Raw genomic sequence first — 1,108 nt, forward strand, 5'->3', positions numbered from 1 at the left:
ACTGTGCATCCAGCGTCCATAGGCTTCGACATCGGCGACTAAGCCACGCGATCCTTCCCAATCAGTTAACTGGGCGTTGATGTTGTCCGGGTGAACCGGCTTCCGGTTATGGAAGCGCGAAGGTGCTTCGACCAGTGCTTTAGTGAGTAGGACGGCAACTGGGTTCAGGTCGCTCGAGCTGGAGTTCACGCCAAGTTGGGCTGCGGCTAAGGGAATGGACCCTCCGCCGACGAAAGGGTCGGTAACTGTTACATCGGGGAGCAGCGGGCGGAGAGCGGACATCAGTGCGGACGAAGGCTTTGTGATCTCGTCCCATTCCACAGCCCGCGCAATCAATCGATGCAGTCGTTCTCGTTCCGCTCGCACTGCATCTTCGGTCGGAAAGCGGTCGGGATGAGACGACGGGTCGTCGATAAGCTGCGCGAGCAGCATTGCTCGGGCAGCAGTGATCGGCTTACGTGACCACCATTTGTGTAGGTTCTGCGGTTTCCCGACTTTGCGGTTCTTCTCTGCCAGCGACGCTCGGTTAATTATTTCCAGCGGCAGTGCCACTTCGATCAGTTTGCGCTTTGTCACTAATTCCTCAACCTGTCATGGCCAGACCCTTGGGTCCGCCCAAGCGGCACGTATGCGCCACTAACCTTTCGCCCCAATCTAGTGGTCGCACCCAGGTGAATCTTCGAGTACCTGCTGAAGTGCATCAGAAGGGTCCTCTCCCCTTTGTCCACATCTTGTCCCAACTGCCCCGGATGCCGGTGGCATCGAAATCGCCGAGGTCGGTGGAGGCGAAGGGATCGTCGAGGTAGCGAACCTCGTCGAACTGTGCACCGCGGGGATCGACACGGACGAGAGCGAGTCGGTAGCGGGGGACAGCGTTCTTACCGGTCATGACCTCGTTGTGAGTGACGAAGAAGTCCTTGGCGCCGTCGATCCGGGCCTTGACCTCGATGCGGTAAGTATCGCCGTTGGGTGCGGTGGAGAGGATGTCGAAGCCTTTGTTGTTGAAGGCTTGCTCGACGGGCTGACGGCCCACCCGCTGCTCGCAGGCCAGGACGAGGTCGACGCCGCGGCGTTCGACTTCCTTGGTTTCTTTGGCGTGGATCGGCGC

2 protein-coding genes are annotated in these 1,108 nt (G+C 59.5%); both read right to left on the reverse strand.

The annotated features are described in order from the left end of the window. Positions 1-552 (reverse strand): DUF1156 domain-containing protein (locus ABT116_RS49275; protein ID WP_351648156.1); only part of this gene is annotated, 552 nt, incomplete at its 3' end. Positions 553-700: 148 nt separating this feature from the next. Continuing rightward, a partial coding sequence (locus ABT116_RS49280; protein ID WP_351648159.1) for a protein NO VEIN domain-containing protein occupies positions 701-1,108 on the reverse strand: 408 nt, incomplete at its 5' end.

The organism is Streptomyces sp. NPDC002130 (assembly GCF_040296465.1).
Lineage (GTDB): Bacteria > Actinomycetota > Actinomycetes > Streptomycetales > Streptomycetaceae > Streptomyces.